Source organism: Nocardia sp. NPDC059236 (assembly GCF_042754085.1).
GTDB lineage: Bacteria > Actinomycetota > Actinomycetes > Mycobacteriales > Mycobacteriaceae > Nocardia.
Window position 1 is genome coordinate 34182 of sequence record NZ_JBHZAF010000035.1, and the last position, 15878, is coordinate 50059.

14 protein-coding genes are annotated in these 15878 nt (G+C 67.4%); 8 read left to right on the forward strand and 6 right to left on the reverse strand.

Annotated elements, in window-relative coordinates:
• Positions 1 to 2: 2 nt before the first annotated feature.
• The 5 genes from ACFXIV_RS45210 to ACFXIV_RS45230 are packed head-to-tail and all read left to right on the forward strand — an operon-like array spanning position 3 to position 9050.
• Positions 3 to 1952 carry a type IV secretory system conjugative DNA transfer family protein gene (locus tag ACFXIV_RS45210; protein WP_379403619.1) on the forward strand — a complete coding sequence of 650 codons (1950 nt, stop codon included), beginning with the start codon at positions 3 to 5 and terminating at the stop codon, positions 1950 to 1952.
• Positions 1949 to 2764 carry a DUF4913 domain-containing protein gene (locus ACFXIV_RS45215; protein ID WP_379403618.1) on the forward strand — a complete coding sequence of 272 codons (816 nt, stop codon included), beginning with the start codon at positions 1949 to 1951 and terminating at the stop codon, positions 2762 to 2764. The genes ACFXIV_RS45210 and ACFXIV_RS45215 overlap by 4 nt, the downstream gene beginning before the upstream one ends.
• Positions 2761 to 5757: a toprim domain-containing protein gene (locus ACFXIV_RS45220; protein ID WP_379403617.1), complete on the forward strand. Its 2997-nt coding sequence runs from the start codon at positions 2761 to 2763 to the stop codon at positions 5755 to 5757. The genes ACFXIV_RS45215 and ACFXIV_RS45220 overlap by 4 nt, the downstream gene beginning before the upstream one ends.
• Positions 5758 to 5809: 52 nt before the next feature.
• Positions 5810 to 6148, forward strand: coding sequence for a hypothetical protein (locus ACFXIV_RS45225; RefSeq protein WP_379403616.1), 339 nt, complete (start codon positions 5810 to 5812; stop codon positions 6146 to 6148).
• Positions 6149 to 6158: 10 nt separating this feature from the next.
• Positions 6159 to 9050: a DNA translocase FtsK gene (locus tag ACFXIV_RS45230; protein ID WP_379403615.1), complete on the forward strand. Its 2892-nt coding sequence runs from the start codon at positions 6159 to 6161 to the stop codon at positions 9048 to 9050.
• A gap of 168 nt (positions 9051 to 9218) precedes the next feature.
• Here ACFXIV_RS45230 and ACFXIV_RS45235 read toward each other — a convergent pair whose 3' ends face one another.
• Positions 9219 to 9509 (reverse strand): hypothetical protein, encoded by a 291-nt coding sequence (locus ACFXIV_RS45235; RefSeq protein ID WP_379403614.1) that lies wholly within the window; start codon positions 9507 to 9509, stop codon positions 9219 to 9221.
• Positions 9510 to 9689: 180 nt separating this feature from the next.
• Here ACFXIV_RS45235 and ACFXIV_RS45240 point away from each other — a divergent pair, with 180 nt between their 5' ends.
• Positions 9690 to 9929, forward strand: coding sequence for a hypothetical protein (locus ACFXIV_RS45240; protein WP_379403613.1), 240 nt, complete (start codon positions 9690 to 9692; stop codon positions 9927 to 9929).
• 9 nt (positions 9930 to 9938) lie between these two features.
• Here the strand turns inward: ACFXIV_RS45240 and ACFXIV_RS45245 are convergent, their stop codons facing one another.
• From ACFXIV_RS45245 to ACFXIV_RS45255, 3 genes are all read right to left on the reverse strand, one after another.
• Positions 9939 to 10217 carry a hypothetical protein gene (locus ACFXIV_RS45245; RefSeq protein ID WP_379421464.1) on the reverse strand — a complete coding sequence of 93 codons (279 nt, stop codon included), beginning with the start codon at positions 10215 to 10217 and terminating at the stop codon, positions 9939 to 9941.
• Between the two features lie 331 nt (positions 10218 to 10548).
• A complete protein-coding gene (locus ACFXIV_RS45250) occupies positions 10549 to 10815 on the reverse strand; it encodes a hypothetical protein (protein ID WP_379403611.1) in 267 nt (88 codons plus the stop codon).
• Between the two features lie 82 nt (positions 10816 to 10897).
• Positions 10898 to 11281, reverse strand: a complete 384-nt coding sequence (locus ACFXIV_RS45255) for a hypothetical protein (protein WP_379403610.1) — start codon at positions 11279 to 11281, stop codon at positions 10898 to 10900.
• A 505-nt stretch (positions 11282 to 11786) separates the two neighbouring features.
• Between ACFXIV_RS45255 and ACFXIV_RS45260 the strand changes: the two genes are divergently transcribed.
• Positions 11787 to 12854, forward strand: a complete 1068-nt coding sequence (locus ACFXIV_RS45260) for a type IV toxin-antitoxin system AbiEi family antitoxin domain-containing protein (RefSeq protein WP_379403609.1) — start codon at positions 11787 to 11789, stop codon at positions 12852 to 12854.
• Entirely contained in the window at positions 12851 to 13762 is a 912-nt protein-coding gene (locus ACFXIV_RS45265; protein WP_379403608.1) for a nucleotidyl transferase AbiEii/AbiGii toxin family protein, read from the forward strand. Before ACFXIV_RS45260 ends, ACFXIV_RS45265 begins: the two co-directional genes overlap by 4 nt.
• 19 nt (positions 13763 to 13781) lie before the next feature.
• Here the strand turns inward: ACFXIV_RS45265 and ACFXIV_RS45270 are convergent, their stop codons facing one another.
• Together ACFXIV_RS45270 and ACFXIV_RS45275 are read right to left on the reverse strand one after the other, a co-directional pair.
• On the reverse strand, positions 13782 to 14516 hold the full coding sequence (locus tag ACFXIV_RS45270; RefSeq protein WP_379403607.1) for a hypothetical protein: 735 nt from the start codon (positions 14514 to 14516) through the stop codon (positions 13782 to 13784).
• A 339-nt stretch (positions 14517 to 14855) separates the two neighbouring features.
• Positions 14856 to 15662 (reverse strand): TIGR02391 family protein, encoded by an 807-nt coding sequence (locus ACFXIV_RS45275; RefSeq protein ID WP_379403606.1) that lies wholly within the window; start codon positions 15660 to 15662, stop codon positions 14856 to 14858.
• Between the last annotated feature and the right edge of the window lie 216 nt (positions 15663 to 15878).

Genomic DNA, 15878 nt, shown 5'->3' on the forward strand with positions numbered 1-15878 from the left:
CCATGGACCGCAGTGTTAAAGCCCCCGGTAAGGAAATGGATCAGGAGTGGCGCGAGGTCTGCGTCGCTGCTGGTGTCGCGGTCGGTGTCCCGACCCTGGTCGAGGCCGCGGGGTTGTCGGTGTGGCTGGCGCCGGTGTTCGGCGGACCCGCCCAGGACGTGCCGCTCAAGAACCCCGCCGCCCTGGGCTGGCACCTGTTCGCCGAGCAGTCCCTGACCTGGTCGCCCGAAGCGTGGGCGGGGCTGGGAACGGTCGCGGTCTCGACCGTCGCCGGTGTGGTCGGCTCGGTCGTCGCGTGGCGTGCGGCCTGCGAGCAGTGCCGCCAGCTCAAGGCCAAGGCCCAGTCACGCAAGAACGAGAAGGCGGCCCAGCGTAAGAACGGGAAGCCCGCGAAGGCTCCGAAGGCGTTGGCGCTCAAGCCGATCAAGCCTGCCGCGATCGACACGCAGGCCCGCTACATGGGTCGCGGTCACGAGCTCGACGACCTCACCGCCGCTGCCCGTGCGGCCAAGGCTGCCGATCTGAAGGTGCAGCTGAACGACGGCGACGCGCCGGGTGTGCTGGTGGCGCGGGCGGTGCTCGACGGGCGTGAGATCTACGGCTCCTACGAGGACCTGCACCTCGACATCTGGGGCCCGCGTACCGGTAAGTCGAGCTCGCGGGTGATTCCGGCGGTGCTGGACGCACCCGGCGCGGTGGTGGCCACCTCGAACAAACGTGACGTCGTGGACGCGACCCGCGCGGCCCGTAAACAGGTCGGTGACGTGCACGTGTTCGACCCGCAGGGCGTCGCTGGCGAGGAATGCACCTGGTACTGGGATCCGATCGCGTGGGTGTTCGGTGATGGCCGCCCGGCGGGTGTGCAGCGGCGTGCGGTGCAGCTGGCGGGCCGGTTCGCCGATGACGACGACTCCGGACAGCGCGACGCGTTCTTCGATCCCGAGGCCCGCAGCCTGCTGGCGGCGCTGATCCTGGCGTGCGCGGTGGCCAAACGCCCGATCACGCAGGTGTTCCAGTGGGTGACCAAGCTCGACAACGACGAGCCGGTCGAGATCCTGCACAACGCCGGATTCCCGCTGGTCTCCTCAGCGCTGTCGGACCAGTACAGCAGCCCGGTCGAACAGCGCGGCGGTGTCTTCTCGACCGCGAAGAAGATGGCGATGTGCCTGCAGTTCGAGGACATCCGCCCGTGGGTGACCCCGCCTGTCGAGGGTGAGAAACCGCGTCGCGCTTTCGATGTGGAGGCGTTCGTGCGCTCGCGCGACACCCTCTACCCGCTGTCGATGGAAGACGAAGGCTCCGCGGGCCCGCTGGTCACCGCGCTGTGCGCGGCGATCGCCGACGCCGGCGCGACCGAGGGCGGCAAGCACCCGCGCGGGCGGCTGCCGGTGCCGCTGTTGCTGGTCCTCGACGAGGCCGCCAACATCGTGCGCTGGAAGGACCTGCCCAAGCAGTACTCCCACTTCGGGTCGCGCGGCCTGGTCGTGATGACCGTGCTGCAGTCCTGGGCCCAGGGTGTGCGGTGCTGGGGTGCCGACGGCATGACCGCGCTGTGGTCGGCGGCCAACGTCAAGGTGCTGGGTCCCGGCCTGGACGACGCGGCGTTCCTGCGGGACCGCTCCGAGTTGATCGGCCCGCACTACGAGCTGCTGGCCTCCACCTCCCACAGCAGCAGCAAGTCCGGGTCCTCGAACTCGACGAGCACCCAGCGCACCAGCGAAACCACCTTGCACTCCAGCGATCTCGCCGCCCTGCCTGTGGGCCGGGTCGTGCTGTTCATCCACGGTCACCGCCCGGTCCTGGCCGAGCCCGTCCCGTGGTGGGACCGCCCCTACGCGGCCCAGATCAAGGCCGTGCTCGACGAACTCGACAACACCAGCCCGGTCGAGCAGCGCCCGCACCTGCACGCGCTGCCGTCCTGGACCGACGACGAGGAAGGCAAAACCGCATGACCACCACCGAAAACACCACCCCTGAGCCCGTGGCCAACGGGGCCGTGACTGCCGAGAACGACGCTCAGGCCCTCGCCGCTCAGGTGATCCCGGCCGAGGACCTGGGCGAGCTGCTCGAAGGCGCGATCCGCAAGGCCGTCACCGGGCAGATCGGTGCGAAGGCCAAGGAGATCGCCGAGGGCGTGGTCGCGGACATGCTCACCCCCGAGGTCGTCGCCGGCATGCGTCAGACGGCGATCTACGAGGCCGAACTGGCGCTCAACCCGCCGGTCGTGGAGCCCGAGCCGGAACCGGAACCGGAGCCGGTCGCCGAGAACGAAGAGGAGGAGCAGCAGCCGGAGCCGCCGCAGAAGGAGTACCGCAGCGTCAAGGCCTTCGTGGAGAACTACGTCGCGCAGATCTATCGGCGTGAGGTGTCCAAGCCGGGCAGTGAGAAGACGCTGCGCTGGTGCCCGGAGTGGTGGCGCCACGGCGAGGCCACGGGCCGGTTCAAGGCGATGTGGCGGGCCTTCGAGGCGCTGCGCCAGGGCGAGACGGTGGAGCCGTCCAAGTGGTGGCTCGACCACTTCGACCAGCACATGGACCGCCTGTTCGACCTTCAGGGCCCGTTCAAGTACTGCTCGGTCGCTGACGGACACAGCGACAAGCTGGTCAAGCTGCCGTGCACGCCCGCCCCGGAGTCGGTCTTCGGTGAGCACGCTGATGAGCCCACGGCCACCGACAACCCGTTCGAGTACATCACCGCCGCCGGGTTCTACGTGCCCGAGCCGCGCCCGGTCCGCAGCAGAATCGCGTGGGAGGTCCCGGAGTGAGCGCCACCTTCGCGAACTCCGCCTCCCACGCTGCCGCGCAGGGTTCGTGGGAGCGGATCACCACCGCGCTGGAGCAGGCGGTGGGCCCGGGCCGCCCGGCGCGGGAGTGGACCAAGTTCTACTGCCCGGTCCACGAGGCCGACGGCCGACGGCACAACCCGTCGCTGATCGCGAAATACCTGCCGGACGAGGCGAAGACCAAGATTTCGTGCCGGGCGGGCTGCGACGACCGTGAAGTCCTCGCCACGCTCGGCATGCAGGTCCGCGACCTGTACGACCGCCCGCGCACCGCCGGGCCCGGTGCCGGGCGGGCCCGTGCACCGCGCACCCCGGTGCGGCAGCCCACCCGCGCCGACCGCGCCATCGATGCCGCCGGGCTTCCCCTGGTCAAACCGAAAAGAGAGCTGGGCCAGCAGGTTTCGCCGTGGCGCCAGAGCGCTGTCTACACCTACGACCGCGCCGATGGCAGCCCCGCCGGTGAGGTCATCCGCCACGAAGCGCGCTTCGCCGGAGGCCGGGACAAGAAGTTCCATCAGCGCGCCCGCACCGAGAACGGTTGGAGCGAGACCGGTTTCGCGCCGGTCCCGTTCCGGCTGCCGCAGGTCCTGGAAGCCATCGCCGACCAGCGGACCGTCTACGTCTGCGAGGGCGAGAAGGACGTCCTGGCCGCCGAGGCCGCCAACCGGGTCGCGACCACCAACGCCGGCGGCGCGCTGGCCTGGCGTCCCGAACATGCCGAGTGGCTGCGCGGCGCGGGCACGGTCGTGATCGTCGCCGACAAGGACGCGCCCGGCTACCGCCGCGCCGAGCGGGTCATGGCCAGCCTCGTCGGCCGAGTCGGACGGGTGCGGGTCGTGCAGGCCGCGACCGGCAAGGACCTGTCCGACCACATCGCCGCCGGTCACGAAATCGGCGATCTGGAGCCGATCCCGCACCTGGATCCCTTCACCCCCACCGGGCCCGCCCGGACACCGGAAAACCCTGCAGCCGAGACCGATTCCGTCTCGGCTGCTTCGTCTCTGCAGAAAGAAGGACCCGACATGAGCCTCGCCTACGGCGCCAACGAGCACGCCCAGACCCACCACGACGACACCGTCGACCACATCTCCAGCCAATGGTCAGCGTTCCTGCGGGTCATCATGATGCAGCTCATCGAGCGCGTGCGGGCACGCATCGAAGCCGCCCGCAAGAAAGCCGATGACGCGGCCGCCGCCGACCAGGAGGCCAAAGCGCGCGCGGAGGCGCAGCTGGCCGCTGACCAGGCTGCGGCCGAGGCGAAGCTGAACAAGCTGCGCGCCGCCGGGTTCGCCGACCTCAACCGCCGCGAGCTCGCCGACGCCGTCGCCGAGGCGGTCGGCTGGTCGGGCGAGTCCGAAGTCGCCCGCCAGTCCCTGGCGCTGCTGCGCACCCATGTGCGTGACCGGTACGGCCTCGACATCGACCCCCTCACCGGTGCGGACGCCCCCGAGGTGGCGGGACAGCCGGATCTGATGGCCGAGTTCGGCCGCCTGGAGGCCGAGAATGCCCGCAGTCTGCGGGTCGAGACCGCCTGCGATCACATGATCACGATGGTCGCGGCCGAGGACCTCGACCAGAGCGTCAAAGAGCAGCTCTACGGCGAGATCCACAAATGGCACACCGACCCGAGCGCCGCGCGTCTGGGTGAGCTGACCCGCAAGCTCGCCGACAAGGGCGTCGGGGAACAGACCCGCCGCCAGATCCGATTCGTCGCCTCCTATCTCGGTGCCCCGCTCGATGAGGTCCCCGGCGGGAAGGTCGATGTGATCTCGGCGGTGTCCCCTGCCGCCGAGCTGCGCCGGATGGGCGTCTCGCTGGTCGACCCGGGCGAGGAGGTCAAACCGCACGTAGACGACCTGCTGCGCGGATGGCAGGACCGGCTGCGGGTGGGCAACACGCGCATGACCGCCACCGCGCGCGCCGAGCTCGACGACGCGATGTCGGTACTGACCCCGGAGGACCAGGAGAAGGTCAAAGCCCGCGGCAAGGCCATCCTGGCCAACCCGGCGGCCCACTTCGGCAAGCTGTGGCCCGCTCACGTCGACCGCGACGCGCTCACCCGCGACGTGCAGCAGCTGGTGCAGCTGGCCCCTCTCGTCGAGGCCGACGCGGTCCGCGCCGGCGGAATCGTCGAAGGCACGACCCTCGCGCTGATGGAAACCCAGATCAGCGAGCACCGCAAGAACATCACCACCGCCATCACCGCCGGTGAAGGTCTGCACCAGCTGGAGAAGGACCAGCTCAAGGCGATCCTGCGGGAGCTGGAGGCCGGGGTGACCCGCGACTACAAGCACCTGCCGCAAATGCTGTTCGCCGACGACCGATCCGGGGCGAAGGCCGACGCCAAACGCAGCGTGCAGCTCGCCCACGAGGCCGCCGCCGGGCGCCGCCATGAGGTCGAGAAGGTCCTCGACACCAACGCTGTCCCGCGCGGCACGGTGCGCCGGGCCCGCGACGAACTCACCAAGGTCGCCGACACCCATGCCGCCATGGCCGCCGGGCGCGCGAGCCTGTCCGACTACGAACAGACCCGCATCGCCGAACGCTTCGACCTCAAACTCGCCCAGCTCGGGGTGTCCGAGCCGCTGCGCAACAAGGCCGCCGCTGTCGTGCGGGCCGCCGCCGGTGAGGCCGCCGGCATGGGCAAAACCGCCAACCACATCGCCGATCAGTGGGACCAGCGCCGCGAGGCCCTCGCCGCCAAACGCGCACCCCAGACCCCGGCGCCGGTCGCCTACGACAGCCCCGAGCGCCGCGCCGGGCTGGAGGCCAAGCTGCGCGCCGAGGGTATGGACGCCGACCAGATCGCCCAGCACCTGGCCGCCGATGCCGGACAGGCCAAACCCGCCTCCGCCGCCGCGGCGGCCGGGATCAAGTTCCGCGACGAACCGCGCCGCACCGACATCGGCGCGGGCGTGCATCGCATCAACCACGCCCCCGGCAAAGGCCCAGGCAACCCCGGCCGAGGCCGCTGAAAACCCCTGCCCCCGGAACCTCCGGGGGCACAACCCCAGAAAGGGAAACACCATGTCCGACAACACCATCCGCCCCGCACGCGACGTCACCGCCGCGCTGTCGCCGGTCGATCTGCTCGCCGACGACATCCTGCGCAACCCTGAGATCGCGGATCTCTACCCCGATCCGGCCGCGGTCATCGTGGAGCTGGCCGCGCGCGCCCGGCACCTGCGCAACCGGCTGACCGTGGTCACCAACGACCTGCACACCGCCGGTGAGCAGCTCCTCGACCGCCGCGTCGAGTGCCGCAACCTGCGCGCCGACAACGAGCGCCTCCACGACGCCGCGATGCGGTACGCGGCCAAGCTCGGGCTCACCAGCCTCGGCGTTCTCGCCGACAACCAGCGCTGAGGTTGCGGCAGTGACCGCTGAACCGAACAAGGGCGACCTGGTCTTCGACTGGATGCTGGCCCCGCCCGAGTATGTGACCCGCCGCCAACTCCGAGCGGCGGGCAAGGGCCCCAACCGGCAGGGCGTACAGGCCTGGCTCAAGCCCAGACGCGAGGGCGGCAAGTTCGCCAAGTTGTTCGACCTGCGCAAAGCGGGCCCGAAACGCGTTCCCTCGCCCGCCCAAGAGGAATCGATCCGCAAGGCCACCGAGGCCCACCAGTTCAACGCCGCCGCCCGGCGCGGATTCTCCCGCGCCGAGATGACCACCGTGACCGACCCCGGTCCCGGCTGGGAGCACACCCCCACCCCGAAAGAAGGAAATCCCATGTCCGACAACAAACTCGAGCAAGCCGCCGAACTGGTGGTCAGCTCGCAGTTCGGTTCGACGTCGATGTTGCAGCGCAAGCTCCGCATCGGATACTCCGAAGCCTGCCAGCTGATGGACCAGTTGCAGCAGTACGGCATCGTCGGGCCCAGCGATGGCTCCCGCGCCCGCGACGTACTCATCAAGGGCGGACAGTTGCGCGACGCTCTTTCCGGTGTCCTGGCCAAGGAGGAATCGCGCGCGCCGGCGGCCCTCGTCGCCGACGAGCTGGAAGAGCGCCTCACGGCCTACACCGACAGCCTCGATCGTGCTCCGGTGGACCACAGCTACGACTACGGGATCCATATGCAGGATCCGGCCGCCAACAGCGAGGACTTCGAAGCCGAGTACGCCGAGCGTGTCCAACGCTTGGAGCGGGAGGTGAGCCAGACCCGAGCAGCGTTGGACAAGCACCTGGACGACCATCGGGAGGTGCTGGCCACCGACAGCTACTGGGGGCCGCGCCTGCCCGACACCAGGCCGATCGAGCAGGTGCAGGCCGTCCACGGCCAGGCCGTCGACTCGACCCTCGATATCCATCTGCGCGCGAGCGAGCTGGAGCGGGCGGTCGAGCAGGCCCGCGAGGTCGGCCGGGAGGACGAGGAGCTGCGGGCCGAACACGCCCTCGATGAGCATCTGCGCGAATACCGGGGCGAGCTGTCCCGCGATTCGTATTGGGACGCGCACTACGCCGACCTCGACCGCGCCGACAACCCGGGCATCGCCCCGCACGGGCACAACCAGCGCATCGCGTTCCTGCTGGCCACCGTCGCCGCCAACCAGGCCCGTGTCGACGACGTGGCCCTGGCCCAGGCCGTCGACAACGCCCGCACCGAAGGCGAGGACGCGTTGGAGGCGTTGCGGGCCCGCTACAGCGAGGACCAGGCCGCCGCAGAGGCCCGCCTGCAGTCGATCCCCTGGCACAACCTGCCCGCCACCGTGGCGGTGTTCTCCGACGCGATGCTGTGGAGCGGCAACTCCGATATCGCCCAGGAGGCGCTGAATGAATTGACGGGCCGCTACGCCGCCCAGTGGGGTGTGGTCGTCGACCCCGAAACCTTCAGCGTCCGTATCGATCCCGACTTCGACGCCCAAGCTGCCCAGGACCGCGCGGATGCGGATCGGCTGTGGCAGCGGGAATCGGCGGTGGTGGACATCGTCTCCGCGATGCCGTTGCGGGCAGCAGTGAAGGGTCAAGTAGCCGAAGCGATCACGGCCTGGCGCGACCAGATCGACCCCGACGACCCGCTCGCGCACCTGACCAGCGAGAGCGACCGGCGGTTCGGGCTGGCCACCGCTCTGGGCCGCGCGCAGCTGTCCGAGGCCGACCGGGCCCGTGTGGAGTTCGTCGTGGACTACCTGCGCGGCAAGACCCGCGAGGCGAATCTGCTGGCCTCCCCGGTGTTCGTCGACCCCGGCGAAGAGGCCCGCGGGCGCATCCCCCGAGTCCTCGACGTCTTCCGCGACAACCCGAACGCCGCACGGTTCGTGACCGAGGAAATCGCGGTCATGACCGCCGCCGACCAGGACAAGGTGCGCGAGGTCGGCACGAAGATCGCCCACCGCGAACCCACCGACCTCGACATCTGGCCCGGATACGTTGACCGCTACGAGATCCGCGAGAAGGTCACCGATTACGTCGCCGACACCTTCGAGCTGCGCGCCGAGGCCGACCTCCTCGCCGAGGGCACCATGACCGCCGAGGAGCGAGACCGCTTCGGTGTGGTCTTCACCCTCCCCAGCGGCCACGTCACCGACGAGCTCCACGAACGGATCACCCGGCTCGCCGACGGCGCCGACGAACTGCGGGCGACGATCAGCAGCGGCAAAGGCCTGGCCGCGATCGAACGCGGCCAGCTCTCGGAAACCCTCCACGACATCGACGCCGGCCGCATCCGCGACCGCGAGAATCTGCCGGAGCTGCTGTTCGCCGACGAGCGCAGCAAGGCTGATGCCGAGGCCGGGCGGATCAGCGAGGCCGCGTCGGTCCTGTCCTCGGCCGCACGTGAGGCCATCGCCGAGGTGATCGAGGGTGCCGATGTCCCTGTCGATCACCGCAATGACCGACTGCGGTACGCGGTGACCTCGATCTCCGACAGCATCTACACCGTGGCCTGCGGCTCCCGCTCCGGTGACCTGCCCGCCGACCGCAAGACCTACATGGACCGGCGCGACCGGCTGGCCCAGGCCCTCGCCGAAGAGAAGGTCCACCCCGAGATCCAGAAAGACGTCCGGGCCCTCGTCGACGGGCGCGCACGCCAAGCCGGGGAGATCGGTCGGGCCGCCGCCGAACGCACCGACCAGTGGACAGCGAAGATCGAGCGCGTCGTCGCCACCCGCGACGACCAGATCGCCCAACGTCGGGCCGCCAACGCCGGACAGGCCGCCAACGCGAGCCGGGCCTGCACCACCCGCCCCGAACGCTCCAACGGGCAGGAACACCCGCGGGCCCGCACCACCAGCCGCGGGCGGCCAAGCTCCACCGGTATCAGCCGATAACTCCGATAACCCATTCGAACAGCGACAACCCCGGGCGGCTCCTATCCGCCCGGGGTTGTCGCTGTGTGAGGGTATGCCGCCCCCGACCTCGACGACGTTCCGGCCTCTCGCCCCGTACCTGTCCATACCCGTGTGTACCCGTGTATGGGCAGGTGTGGGCGTGGTCGGCTACCCGTAGTTGGGGTCGTCGCCGAACAGCGGAAGCTGCCGCGAGGTGGAGGGTCCGCCGAGCTTGCGCAGGCAGCGGGCGCAGGTGACCTCCGCCCGCGTCGGTTCCAGCACGGTCGGAGACCAGCCCGCGACACCGGTGCGGCACAACAGTTCCGGGACTTCTTCGCCCTCGACCCACTGGCCGAGGCTGACCGCGTGCACGGTGCGCCCGCGCCGGACGACCGCGTGCACGCCCGGATCACCGAATACCGCCCGGGCGGCCGAAGCGAGCGGCGCGATATCGGTCATGGTCCAACGATAGGGACGGGCGCCGACATCCGCGGTCTGTCCTCGTCCAGAGCACGCGGGCCCGAAGAAGTATGTCAACCCTAATTTTGTCGGGCCCGTGTTGACTCCTGCGTGAGGTCAGTCGTCATTATCTTCGTTGCGGTCGGGCCGCGTTGGACCCAAGGCGTGCAGACTGTTCCGATGGAGAGCGGCGGCGAGGCTGACTACGTTCGAGGTCCCAAGGTCACATACGACGCGCCGATTGCGCCGATCGACTTCGAAGCCTTTGACCCTGAAGGGAATTCGTACGAGATCACAGCGTGTGACTCCTGCCTGCCATGGCGTGCTGAAGTCGTACTCGACGCCGAAGACCGCCGGCCGTTGGTCCGAGAATGGCATGCGGTTGAGTGCCCGGTGCTGGTCGATCTCCTGCAGGGGTGAGGTTCACCCTCAGCAGGACGTCTGGAATGGGAAGCACGGCTGTGGTGGGGTTGTCGGCGGCGCGGGTGCGACGGTCGGGGTGATCACAGTCGTGTTGGCCGGCGTGACGGCCGTTCCCATGTGGGTGAGGGTCAGCACGACCAGCAGCAGGGCCACACCGCCCGCGATCACCCCGAATGCCCACAGGATCGGGATGGGTGAGGCACTGCGGTAGCCGTGGAAGTACATCGATATGTAGCGCCCCCGCCTGGGCGCGCGTCGGTCGGTGAAGCGGCCGTACCCGCTCACGTAACCCCCGCCCCTCTTTCCCCCGCGAGAATGCCGCCGCACAGCTTCAAACCCCATGAGCGGCAGTATGACCCGAGGGCCCCTTAGGGCACATGGGTTCGGGGCGGCACAATAGATGCGACAACCCCCGGCGGATATCGGCCGCCGGGGGTTGTCGCATCTATTGGTGCTATCCGGGTTGCGTGTCGAGGCCTTCTATCTGTGCGCTGGTGTCTGCGAAGTACCGTGTAGCCCCGGTGGTCGGGGCAGACCGCGCATGCGGTCAGGTCTGCTCATACGGCGACGGGATGTGTCGGCCAGACTGCCATTCGTTACCCCCGATGTGGCCTGCTCAGTCCAGGTTGGGTGTAGCGCTGGTCATTCCGGGGATGAAGATGTTGACGGGCCTGTAGTCGGCATCACCGGGGAACTTCACCCCGATGGTCCCTCCCTTGCGCAGTATGCTCCAGACGAAGTGCAGAACGTCGATGCCGACGTTGAACAGCTCGCTCTTGGTCATCTTCGATGCCGCAGTCATTTCGTCCAGCAGCGTCGTCGTGCTCGGTCGCTGGGTAACCGACACTCGGTCGGTGGCGCGTCCCTCCTCCTTCACTGCCATGTGTAGACCTTCCTTTCAAAAAACGGTGAGGGGTTTCGGGGCTCCGAGAGAAGCCCCTCACCGGCAATCGAGTCGCCGACCCCTACGGTGTTGCGGCCGGCGCCCTGTGCATACGCGTCATGTAGAACAACCACGCGAAGGCGAGCACCGAGACCACGAGCATCATCGCGGTGACTGCGATGGTCGCGGGCACCGGAAATTCTTCGTAGCAGGCAAACCCGAAGACCGCAGCAGGCGTTGCTGTCGCGAGGGTCCCGACGATCAAACCCGTCGCACTGGGCAAGTGCCGCGCCGGAAGCTCGCCCTGGGCCGTCGTTTTGCCGTTCTCATGATGGATGCTGATGCTTGCTCGCCCACTCTCCGCAGGAGAGTCGTGCAGGTAGAACTCGGGCACGGGGGGCTTGCTGGTCGCCTTGGGTTTCGGCTTCTTACCTTTGTCCGCCTTGACCTTGACCGGCTTCTTCAATGATTTTTCCTTCCCGGCTCCCCAGGAAGAGCGAGGCACCCCGATGATGCGGATCGATCACCGCGCTGCGCCGAGCGCCTTCAGGTCAGGGGTTTACCTCTAACCCGAGGGTTGCTCTTCTCTGGTGAGGTCAGCGGTTCGCGACCGTGACCTGCAAAAATGTCCATAGGCAGTCCTTTCTGCGGTTGTACGCACCCACCATACACCAAATTGGTGCAGATGTGCGTTTCCTGGACAGCACGCAGGTACGTGTCGTCGATTCGGATCACTTAGACGGCGAGGTGTTCGCGTTCGGAAACGATGGCCGAACACGAGTACTGCCGCCTAAAGGGACCCCCGTTCTTGCAGTACAGAGACGACCAATCCGCACTCCGTGCGGGGGTCTGGAGTCGTGATGTCCCCAGCAGTGCTGCCGAGCTTGCCGACGGGCCGTCGGGGCGCCGCAGTAGGCGCAATAATTACATTCAATGCCACAGAAGTAGCCAAATCTTGCTACTATCGTGCCATGTCCAGTAATAGTCACGCCTCTGAGCTGATTGGGGTGGCGGCCGAGCAGTGGGGGCTGATCACCAGCAGACAGGCGAATTCCGCTGCCGGGGTCAGCCCTCAGCAGCTCAAGCGCATGGCTGATACCGGCGTGCTGGAGCGGGTGCATCATGGCCTGTACCGTCTGGCCCGGTTCCCTCATGACGAGCTTTTTGACCAGCGGGTCGCTTGGATCGCGTTGGACCCGGCCCGGCTGGCCTGGGAGCGTCTCGACGAGGAGGTACCTACTGGGGTGCTGTCGCATCGCAGTGCCGCCGGCCTGCATCGCGTGGGCGATATGGATGCCGATGTCGTGGAACTGACTGCGGTCCGCCGAATCCGGCTCTCGGTGCCGGACGTGACTATTCACCGTGGCCACCTGGCCCGTTCTGATTGGCAGGTCGTCGATGGCCTGCCGGTTACCACCGCCGCCCGCATGATCGGGGACCTGGCCGCAGAATCCACTGATGCGGGGCATCTCGCCTCGGTGGTGCGTGACGTGCTCGCGGGGTCGCTGGCCTCGACCAGTGAAGTGGTGGAGGCGCTGGCCGACCATGCCTTCGCCTACGGGCACCGTGCCCTGGACGGGCAGGGTTTCCTCGATGCGCTCATCGAGCAGGCCGGGGTGCCTGAGACCACTCGGGATCTCGCGCAGCGTGCCAACCTGGCAGACCTGACACGGCTGCTTGACTTCGCAAATTCCAATGTCGAACAGTCGCAGCGGCCGACGTCTCTCAGTGTTGACCTTGTGGGGCCGGGGATGTTCGGAAACAGCGCAGCCTTTCAGAACCTGCGCTCCGCACTGACCGAAGCCGCGCGCAGAAGCCTTCTTCAAGCCCTGGCATCGAATCCTGGCCTGTTCACGGTCGCCTCCAGCGAGGCGGCCAGGGCAGCGATGCGTGAGCTGAGTCGCGGTGGAAACCTCGCCAACTTCTCAGGAGCTGTCGATCCAGCTTCACTCCTGCTGCACGCCAGAAGCATTCCCGAAGCGGTCCCCGCACCCGGGACCGATGATGACAATCCCGGCGGCGAAACAGAGGAATCGTGAGCACGCCCTCGCGCGGACCGCAGGCCGTCCGCAACAGCGTCACCGACCATCTCAAAAGGCACGCCAAGATATCTGGGGAGCCGTTCAATATTGTGAAGCGGCGCTTCGTCATGTCCCGGTTCCTGGCACGGGTCTTCACTACCGATCCGCAAGGATGGATTCTCAAGGGCGGCGTGGGAATGATGGTCCGGCTCCCCGAATCGCGCTACAGCAAGGACATCGACATCATGGCGGTGTCCCGAACATCCGATCCGATTGCGGACCTGCGCCACGCAGTGAGCGAACACATCGACGAGTTCCGTTTCGAGATCGGCCCAGCGGCCCCGCTGAGCAACGGCAAGGGCTCGACGGTGACAGTGACCGCGCGCATCGGGGTCACTGCGTTCGAGACTTTCAGCATCGACCTCGTCGAATGGCGCCGCCCGCTGGTCGGCCCTGTCGAGCATCACCGCATCCCCCGAATTGTGGACACCGCCGACTTTCCTCCCGAGACAACGGTGCAGCTCTACCCCCTCGTCGACCAGATCGCCGACAAGATCTGCGCGATGTACGAGCTGTACGGGGTTGTGGCACAACGGTCTTCGGGCCGCTACCGCGATCTGGTCGATCTCCTTCTGATCAGTATGTTCCTGCCGATCGATCTGGCCGAGGCCGCCGAAGCAGTCGAGCGGGAGCGGGTGCTTCGTGGAATCCGCCAGCTGCCCGAGACCCTCATCAGCCCCGGCCAGGACTGGCACAACGGCTGGACGAAAGAAGCCCGGAAAAGCCCGCTTCCCGCAGAGCATCATGGACTTGAGGCCGGGCTGCGGGCGGCGGGGCACTGCTACAACCGAGTGCTCAGCGCACTGGCAGCCACGAAGAGATCCTCGCGATGGAACCCTGAACGGACCATCTGGGAAGACTACTGATCACCGTGTCCCCGGACCGCTATCGAGAACTCCCATTCTCGATAGCGGTATTCGCTTCGACTGCAGGCTCGACAGTTTCGCCTTCCGGGGGAGGCCGGCGGCGTTGTTCCTCGTTGCTGATCTCAATGTCGAGTGCTTGCCGGAGCATCGTCCACGCTTCTTGGTTCGAGGACGAGGTATTCGCCGACGCGGTCTCACCCGTGTCCTCGGTGTGAGCGCCCTTCACGGAAGGAAGGTCCTTATAGCCGAACAGAACCCGGAACACCAGAATGGGGAGGACGACCGACAAGCCCACGAACCACACGGTGGTCCTCGCCATCTTCGCGATGACACGGACCCAGGTCTTCTGCGACTGGGTGAACAGCCAGCGCGCCAAGAGAAGCGACCCCAGCTTCCGATCGCTCGCCCATCGATCGATTCCGGGCCGGAGCCACGCCAGATACTTATGGTTGAGTGCCCGGACCGCTGCGGGGATCGCCAGTTTCGCGACGACGAGCACCAGCACAGTGATGATCGGAAGTATGTAGAGGGCCAGGAAGATGGCCCGCCCCGGGCCGCCGGCCTGCCAGAGTAAGGCTATTCCGACAAGCAGGGTGTAGGTCGCACGGGAATCATCGACGGCGTGCACGCTCGGTGTTCTCAGCTCGGCAAGGGCCGCGCGAATCAGCCCGCCGATGGCAAGAACGATCGACACCCAGGACAGAACGACGATTGCTTCAGCGTGGGCAGCGACGTAGGACACGAGGTTGCCCAACGTTCCTGTCCCCCAACCGGTGCATGAATGCAATGCCCAGCGGACTGCATCTACCGGTGCGGAATCCGTTGCGGCAGCAAGGACCATAGAACTCGACGCGAGGACTCCTGCTAGATGCCGAAGTCTCGGCGCGGAGGTCGCGTTCGGAACCGCTTTCAAGAACAGACTGGTTAAGTCCACAGGGGTCTCGGCCCATCTCGAGTCGTGGGTTTGCACGGCAGAGTACTTCTCACCCTTGGCCGGCCCCTGCGCGACGGCCCGGCGCGGAGCTGCCGCCACAGCGTTCTGGCCTGCAAGGGTTCCGGTTTTGCGCACCGAAGTGGGCGCGCTGTCGTGTGGTCAGGGGGTGACGGTGGCGCTGTCGAGTCGGCGATGGATCATCGACAGCATCGTGAGCAGTTCGAGCAGATCGTCGTCAGGGAAGGTTCTGAGCGCCCGCGGGTCATGCGCGGTGGGGTTGCGATACATGCTGTTCAGCCCCTTGAGCAGGTTGGCGAAGCCGGTTTGCTCATCGCGGTCGGTTGCCGTGCTGCCGCTATTGATGGCGATCACGGGCGTGCCCGTGCTGCCGAGCGCCAGTACCGCGTCGACCAGTTTCGCTCCATCCCCGCTCTGTCCTGACATCTTGCGCAGGCGGTCGAAGACGCCCTTTGTCCCTTCGAGCGCGGCGTGGAAGTGGCTTTTCTTCAGCAGCTCGACAGTGCAGTAGGCCAGCACTTCCGGGTGCGTGCGGCGGCGGCGCAGCTCTGCCCGCAGTGTGGCCGCGTTCTTGCTGGCCTCGTCCAGGGTGGTGGCGACCGTACCGCGGGCCAACTGGCCCTGCTCGGTCACGCGCAGCCCGACGAACGACAGCACTTCGTTCAGTCCGTCTTGGCGGCGTGTGAACTCCTCCGGCTTGTCGCGGTAGCGCACCGGCTTCATCGCCTCGGTGATGAAGGTGATAACGCGTTTGGGCGACTTGTCGTGGGCCTGCCGGGCGGCCAGCGCCGCCTCCAGTCGCTTCCACTTGGTTATCCGGCCGGGGTCGGGGATGTTCAGAAGTCTGAGCAGGGCCTCGATTTCGGGTCCGGTGAATCCGTGTTCGGTGTCGCCGAGCACCTGCGCTACCCCGACAAGGACAGCGGCGTCCCACATGGGTTCGGTCACGGTCGAGAGGAGACCACGAACGAACGGGTGTTGTCGAGCGAGTTGCTGATCAGCTATCCCGGGCAATCAGCAGGACGCCTGGTACGGGAAGCACGGCGTCAAAACGACGATGCCCGACATCGTCGAGTGCGATCGGGCGGGCCGGGCGCATGAGGTTGTTAAGGATCTTGAAAGCTGGCCTGGATACTTTCGCTTCGCGTCGGACGGAAGATGTTC

Coding starts and splice junctions, on each gene's coding strand:
- ACFXIV_RS45260 (WP_379403609.1), top strand. CDS start 11,787: ATGTCCAGTAATAGTCACGCCTCTGAGCTGATTGGGGTGGCGGCCGAG.
- ACFXIV_RS45235 (WP_379403614.1), bottom strand. CDS start 9,509: ATGACCGATATCGCGCCGCTCGCTTCGGCCGCCCGGGCGGTATTCGGT.
- ACFXIV_RS45215 (WP_379403618.1), top strand. CDS start 1,949: ATGACCACCACCGAAAACACCACCCCTGAGCCCGTGGCCAACGGGGCC.
- ACFXIV_RS45225 (WP_379403616.1), top strand. CDS start 5,810: ATGTCCGACAACACCATCCGCCCCGCACGCGACGTCACCGCCGCGCTG.
- ACFXIV_RS45210 (WP_379403619.1), top strand. CDS start 3: ATGGACCGCAGTGTTAAAGCCCCCGGTAAGGAAATGGATCAGGAGTGG.
- ACFXIV_RS45250 (WP_379403611.1), bottom strand. CDS start 10,815: ATGGCAGTGAAGGAGGAGGGACGCGCCACCGACCGAGTGTCGGTTACC.
- ACFXIV_RS45240 (WP_379403613.1), top strand. CDS start 9,690: ATGGAGAGCGGCGGCGAGGCTGACTACGTTCGAGGTCCCAAGGTCACA.